The organism is Arcicella sp. (genome assembly GCF_964672035.1).
In genome coordinates this window covers 1-6,490 of the sequence record NZ_CBABQS010000131.1, presented here as the reverse complement: position 1 = coordinate 6,490, position 6,490 = coordinate 1, and the positions used below count along the sequence as shown (strand labels likewise).

General features: G+C 37.0%; 5 protein-coding genes. All 5 read right to left on the bottom strand.

Going from position 1 to position 6,490, the window contains the following annotated elements; translation table 11 throughout:
- Window positions 1-220: hypothetical protein (locus tag AC1W31_RS19965; RefSeq protein WP_481736261.1), on the bottom strand; the 220-nt coding region annotated here is incomplete at its 3' end.
- 26 nt (window positions 221-246) lie between these two features.
- On the bottom strand, window positions 247-1,533 hold the full coding sequence (locus AC1W31_RS19960) for a restriction endonuclease subunit S (protein WP_481736260.1): 1,287 nt from the start codon (window positions 1,531-1,533) through the stop codon (window positions 247-249).
- A gap of 181 nt (window positions 1,534-1,714) precedes the next feature.
- A complete protein-coding gene (locus tag AC1W31_RS19955; RefSeq protein ID WP_481736259.1) occupies window positions 1,715-2,518 on the bottom strand; it encodes a DUF3800 domain-containing protein in 804 nt (267 codons plus the stop codon).
- Window positions 2,511-3,932 (bottom strand): class I SAM-dependent DNA methyltransferase, encoded by a 1,422-nt coding sequence (locus AC1W31_RS19950; RefSeq protein ID WP_481736258.1) that lies wholly within the window; start codon window positions 3,930-3,932, stop codon window positions 2,511-2,513. Before AC1W31_RS19950 ends, AC1W31_RS19955 begins: the two co-directional genes overlap by 8 nt.
- Window positions 3,933-3,941: 9 nt before the next feature.
- Window positions 3,942-6,425 (bottom strand): EcoAI/FtnUII family type I restriction enzme subunit R, encoded by a 2,484-nt coding sequence (hsdR, locus tag AC1W31_RS19945; protein ID WP_481736257.1) that lies wholly within the window; start codon window positions 6,423-6,425, stop codon window positions 3,942-3,944.
- Window positions 6,426-6,490: the final 65 nt, after the last annotated feature.

Below are 6,490 nucleotides of genomic sequence, written 5' to 3'. Positions count from 1 at the left end.
TATTTACTAAGAAAATAGCCGTTTGTAATCTTCCCCATCTTGCTTCAAGTGTCTTTTGAGGCTCGCTTTTTTCTTCTTCGTCTAAGTCGTAATCGTAGTAATCAGCTAAATAGGGAAAAAGTAGATAAACTTCCCCATTTTTGTCTCCTACTTCACGAAACATTGGCGGTAATATCCACTCTTCTTTTTCACCATCATAAATTCCTGTAAGTGCTTGCATTATATTTTTGATTTAAGTGTTCACAACTATTTCCCCCCAAAAGCCTCCTGCAAAACTGCCCCCATCAACCGTTGAACATCAATTTGTTGGGCTTTATTCTCCGATTCTAACAAACTAATATTTACTAATAATCCTTCCACTTTCGCTACAATGGCTTTTTGTTCGGAAAGAGGGGGAAGAGGAATTGGAAAATTATTAAGATTATTAACTCCTAACTCTGTCTGTTTTGTACTCGTTGCCCCCTTTGTTGATGATACAAGTTGTTGTCCAAAATTTGAATTAATAAAATAACAAATATATCTACTTTCAACAATTGACCTAATTCTTAGAATATGCGAATCAAAAGGTAATCCTTTACATTTTTCATTAGCAATAGCTGACCTTCCAATTGTTCCATCACCAGTAGAATTAACCAAAACGTCAAATTCTTCAAGTAAAGAATCATCAGATAAATTTTCGTACCATTCTTGGTTTACTACTTTTCCATGTTCAACTTCTACATCAAACCATCTCACACATTTTTGATTAAGAATTGTAAAATCTCCGATATTTGAATAAATTGGGCTTTTACCTCTTTTCACTTCTCCAATTTCCCCCAACCGACACCACACCCAATTATCAGGAATTTCAAAGGGTATTTCTTCGGGTTTTATGGGTGCTAATGGTTTTTCTTTACGTAGTTTTCCTTGTTTTATGAGTTCGGCTTTTTGGCTTTTTATGGCTTTTAACAACGTTTGAGCATTATCTTGGCTTGGTTCTGTCAATTTCCCCATCACTGCCTCCTGCAAATAGGCTTGGCGGAGTTTGCTCAAGAGATTGGATTGGGATTTTAGTTCGGTTTGGAAAATATCTTGTCGTAATTTGAAATCATCAACTAATTTATTGATACTTGTTTGAATCTCAATCGGTGGCAAATTTATCTCTACTGATGAAATACTTTTGATTGAAAGTGAAACATTTGCCGCACCTCTCATCAATGGAACAAGGATACTTTCTCTTTGAAAATGTAGATAATTATACAGGAAACGAGCATTTACTTCGTCTTCATTTTTAGGAACTAAGGCACATATAATTGAGCCTACTGCAAATTTACCTTCTTGATAATGAATCCGTTTCATACTGGCGTGTCCATGTCCTGATGATGAAACCAAAGGAATTAATACTGCTTTTGTATCAAATTGATATTCATTATGAGATGTTCTCGCCTCTGCCATTGTAACCATCGGAAATTCTCCTTCAATAGCTTTGGTAATGCCCGTAGCTCCCTTTTCGATGGTACAGATTTCAGATAATTTTACTTTTTTATAATTCATTTTGTGGGTAATTCGTGGAATTTACTATTATTTTCATTTCGTGGAACAAATTGTTTCACAAAAATTTGGATTAGTCCATAAAATAGACTAATTTTGTACTGAGCAATTTTTGTATATCATAACCTGCACCAGCCGGGGTTGCCAGTATTGGCACGGGATACAAAAGATTGCTTTTTTGTTTTTATACATACCCATCTCTTCTAAATTCACTTGCTTTATCAGTTGTAAAAGAATTTCTCTTTATGCTGTAGTAGTTTTTTTTAAAATTACTTAAATCGTACAAATCAATAATCAAACTAAATTTATTTTCTAAGGCTTTGAAGTACCTTGCTTCCCCCGAAAGTATGTATCGTTGTAACGCCCAAAGCATATAATCCACTATACTAAGTTCTGGTGTAAGATTACTTGGTGCAGTTTTAAATTCAAACTTGATTTCTTTTTGACTTTTTCTGAAAGAATTATCTCTTTTTATCGCTTTTTCAATTGCTTCTTTCAATTTTGTTGCACTACTTCCAGCTCTTCCTGCCAAAATTATTTGATAAAAATATCCTTCATCATTCATTCTGTCTTTGAGCAAGTGATAAACCAAGTCGAAATAAAACTCACTTTCATTACTATTATGCTTATTTTGAAATGTACTTAGACGCTTCCGACCAAGTACAATAAAAGTTTTGAACCCATCTAATTTTCTCAGAAACTCCACCGTCTTCAATTTTATATCCGTATGGTCTGCTCGTGCGTGCAGATACCATCCTTTTGGGTCAGTTACACAAGATAAAGAGTTGAACAACACATCGTCTTTGAGTGAATTGGTAAAATCAATCAGTTCTTGATGAATAGTCTTTTTGTCTTCAATCATCACCATTCCTAATGAAAGAATTGGCTGAAAACCATCCGTTCCAACTAATATTTTTTTCTTTTTGGCATAAAATGAAGCATCGCCGCTCTCATCAATAAAAATATATTTTTTAGGTAATTTATCCATTTGTGGTTTTTAATAAATTCAACAACTCAAAACTCCTCCCAAACGAAGCGGTTAATCGCTCCATAATCTCTGAACTTGTCAAAACTTCTTCCTCAATTTTTGAAGTCGGATTTTTAATGTCAAGGTCATAATTACGCTCTATGATGGTTTTGATAGGCACTTTCCAAGATTGGTTGCTTTCTTGGCGGTTGTTCCACCATGCTTTGATGGGGTCAAACTCACGGGCTTGGATGGTCTTGGTTTTGGAGTATGATTTTTGTCCTTCGGGTAGTCGGTGTTCGTAATACCAAACTTCTTTGGTAGGTTTTCCTTTGTCAAAAAACAAGAGATTGGTTGCCACCGTAGCGTAAGGCTGAAATACTGAATTGGGCAAACGCACGATGGTATGCAAATTACATTCTTCCAACAAACGCTGGCGTACTCGCTGTTTTACGCCTTCGCCCGTAAGTGAGCCATCTGGCAACACAATCCCCGCACGACCGCCTTCTTTTTTGAGCAAATTGATGATAAGTACCAGGAATAAATCTGCACTTTCACGAGTCCGATAATTGAGTGGAAAATTATTCTCGTTACTATTGGCAACTACACCCCCAAAAGGAGGATTGGCAATAATGACATTCACACGGTCAGCTTCACGATAAGAAGTATATTCACGGCTCAAAGTATCGCCAAACGTGATATTTGGCACTTCAACATCGTGCAAAATCAAATTGGTAGTTGCCAACAAAAATGGCAGCGGTTTATATTCCCAACCAATTACATTTGTCAACTGGCTCAGGTCTTCAATATTTTTCGATTGCTTTTTGAGATGTTCAATCGTGCAAGTCAAAAATCCACCCGTTCCGCAAGCAGGGTCAAGGATTTTCTCGCCTAATTGTGGATTGAGCATATCCACCAAAAATGAAGTGATGGCTCGGGGCGTATAAAATTCGCCACTTTTACCCGCACTTTGGAGTTCTTTTAGGATTCCTTCGTAAATATCCCCAAAAACATGACGGTCATTCGATACGTTAAAATCTATCTCATTGAGTTTATTGAGGACTTTTCGGATATTTCCACCCGATTTCATGTAGTTGTTATTTCCTTCAAAAACCTCACGCAAAATCAACGCTCTTTTGTTCGTTCCAACCGTTAAATTACGGATTTCAGGGAAGAGTTTTTGGTCAATAAAAGCCAATAATTCATCACCCGTGATGCCTTCGTCATTGGAAGCCCATTCGTCCCAATGCAAACCTGCTGGCATGGGAGAGGTATAATCATCTTGTACTAATTCAAGTTCTTTGTCTTTATCCGAAAATATTTTGAAGAACAACATCCAACCGAGTTGTTCAATTCGTTGAGCATCTCCATTAAGTCCAGTATCCTGCCACATAATATCCCTGATAGACTTAATAATGCCTTGTACGTTTGCCATAGTGTTGTGTTAAGCGGTTTGTTTATATATTTCTTGTTCTAATTCCTTCACGGCTTGAAGGTACTGCATTTTTCCTCCAAAGGAACGCACGATTTCAGTAATTGAACCAAAGGTATCAAAAGGTTTGAGTTTCAAAATGTCCAACGTTTCGATGTTATCAATACCTTCATCAGCGTATTTGTCCAACAGATTTTCCATGACAGCTCTCGCTCCGTCTCCGTATTTGGTAAAGTAATTGCGTTTTTTTACGTTATTGGCTCTTTCTTTTCGAGTGAGTGGTATTTGGTCAAAAGCCACATGACAAATTAAATCAAAAAGGTCAGCTTCTTTGTCCACCGCTGAAAGGAAGGCATCTACCAAAATCCCTTGTTGGGTTAATTCTTCAATAATTACTTGTTTACGTTCAGCATCATTCCAATAATGCAAAAAGTCATTCATTGACTGGAATCGCCCTTTTACTTTATCACGGGTAAAATCTTTGATACCAACAATTATCAATTTCCCTTCATGGTCAAATGATAATTCACGATTCACTAAAACCTTGACATCCACGCCATTGACTACTACTTTATTTTCGTCATTTTCATTAGCCAAATTTTGATTATCCGTAATTGTGTAGGGATTTATGGGAGTTTCTTCTTGTGCATTTTCCTCTCCGTTGGCTTCATCATCAGCGGGAATCGAACCCGCATCTCCTAATTCTTCTGCTTCAGTCTCCCCCAAATCATCATCTTGTGATACTACTTTAATTCTGATTGGGTCGCCATCAAAATCAGGGTCAGCAAAAAGGTTTGTTACATCTCTAAAATCAAGAATGGTGAAATATTTTTTGCCAAACTCTTCATTAATACGAGTCCCTCGACCAATAATTTGCTTAAATTCAGTCATGGATTGAATGTTTGAATCCAATACAATCAACTGACAAGTCTGGGCATCAACGCCCGTAGTCATCAATTTAGAGGTTACGGCAATGACAGGATACTTTTCTTCGGGATTGATAAAATTATCTAATTCACGTTTTCCTTGTTCTTCATCACCCGTAATTCGCATGATGTACTTAGAATTTTCACGGTATAAATCAGCGTTGCACTTTACTAAAGCGGTTCGCATCCCTTCAGCGTGTTCAATATCGACACAAAAGACAATCGTTTTCATAAACCGATTCTTTTGTCCAATCATATATTCCGTGATTTTTTGGGCAACAATTGTCCGTCTTTCCTCAACCACAATATTTCTGTCAAAATCAGAACGGTTATAAATTCTATCTTCAACGGGTTTCCCTCTTTTATCAAGTTTATTTCTTTCGGGTCGCCAACCTTCCAAATCAATGTTTAATCCTACTCTTACCACTCGGTACGGAGCAAGAAAACCATCATCAATGCCTTGTTTGAGCGAATAAGTATAAAGAGGGTCGCCAAAATATTCAATGTTTGAAACCTCTTTATTCTCTTTTGGGGTTGCGGTTAAACCAACATGAGTAGCATTTGAAAAATAATTCAGAATTTCACGCCAAGAAGAATCATCGGCAGCACTTCCACGATGGCACTCATCAATGACAATCAAATCAAAGAAATCAGGCGAAAAATCTTTGTAAGCATCAACGCCAACGGTATTTGTCAGACCCTGATATAAACCCAAGAAAATTTCATAAGCCTTGTCTGCACTGTCAATACCTCGTTTTTTATTTGAAACCAGAATCTCTTTAATTAGCCCTTCTTCATTTTCAGCCTCCATGACGGTCTTTTTAATCACCGTCATTTTATCTTTAAAATGTTTGAAATCACCTCTACGAGTTTGGTCAATTAAAGCGGTGCGGTCAGCCAAAAAAAGAATTCTTTTCTTTTTACGACTTTTCCAGAGCCGATAAATAATCTGAAATGCCGTGTAAGTTTTGCCCGTACCCGTTGCCATTACCAAGAGAATACGATTTTTATTCTTAGCAATTGCTTCTACAGTACGATTCACCGCAATTTGTTGATAATATCGAGGACTACGTCCAGAGCCATCTTCAAAATAGTCCTGAGAAGCAATTAGAGCTGCATCATCATTTTCAATACCTTTAAATTGCTTGTATTTCTCCCAAAGTTCTTCGGGTGAAGGGAAGTTATCTAAACTAAGTTCCTGTTCGATGCTTTCATCCGTAGCCGTGCGGTCGTGGAAAAGAAAACCATCGCCATTGCTACTAAATACGCAAGGAATGTCCAGAATCTTGGCATAATCTAACGCCTGTTGGATGCCATCGCCAATATTGTGTTTATTATCTTTTGCCTCAATAACGGCAATTGGAATGTTAGGTTTGTAGTAGAGAATATAGTCAGCCCGTTTCCGAGTACCACGAGAAGTAATATTTCCTCTAACGGTAATCTTACCATCAGTGAAGAAAACCTCTTCCAACATTTGAGTATCAGTATTCCATCCAGCGTTTTTGATGGCAGGGGTAATAAATTTGGTGCAAATATCTCTTTCGGAGAGTTCTTTTTTAGTGGGTGTCATTTTGGTGGCAATAGTTAAATAGAACTACAATTTCAGAAATAAGTGGGATAGTTAAAAATATTTTC

Excerpts from the sequence above, each read along its gene's own strand:
- AC1W31_RS19955 (WP_481736259.1), bottom strand. The coding sequence starts at position 2,518 with ATGGATAAATTACCTAAAAAATATATTTTTATTGATGAGAGCGGCGAT.
- hsdR (WP_481736257.1), bottom strand. The coding sequence starts at position 6,425 with ATGACACCCACTAAAAAAGAACTCTCCGAAAGAGATATTTGCACCAAA.
- AC1W31_RS19950 (WP_481736258.1), bottom strand. The coding sequence starts at position 3,932 with ATGGCAAACGTACAAGGCATTATTAAGTCTATCAGGGATATTATGTGG.
- AC1W31_RS19960 (WP_481736260.1), bottom strand. The coding sequence starts at position 1,533 with ATGAATTATAAAAAAGTAAAATTATCTGAAATCTGTACCATCGAAAAG.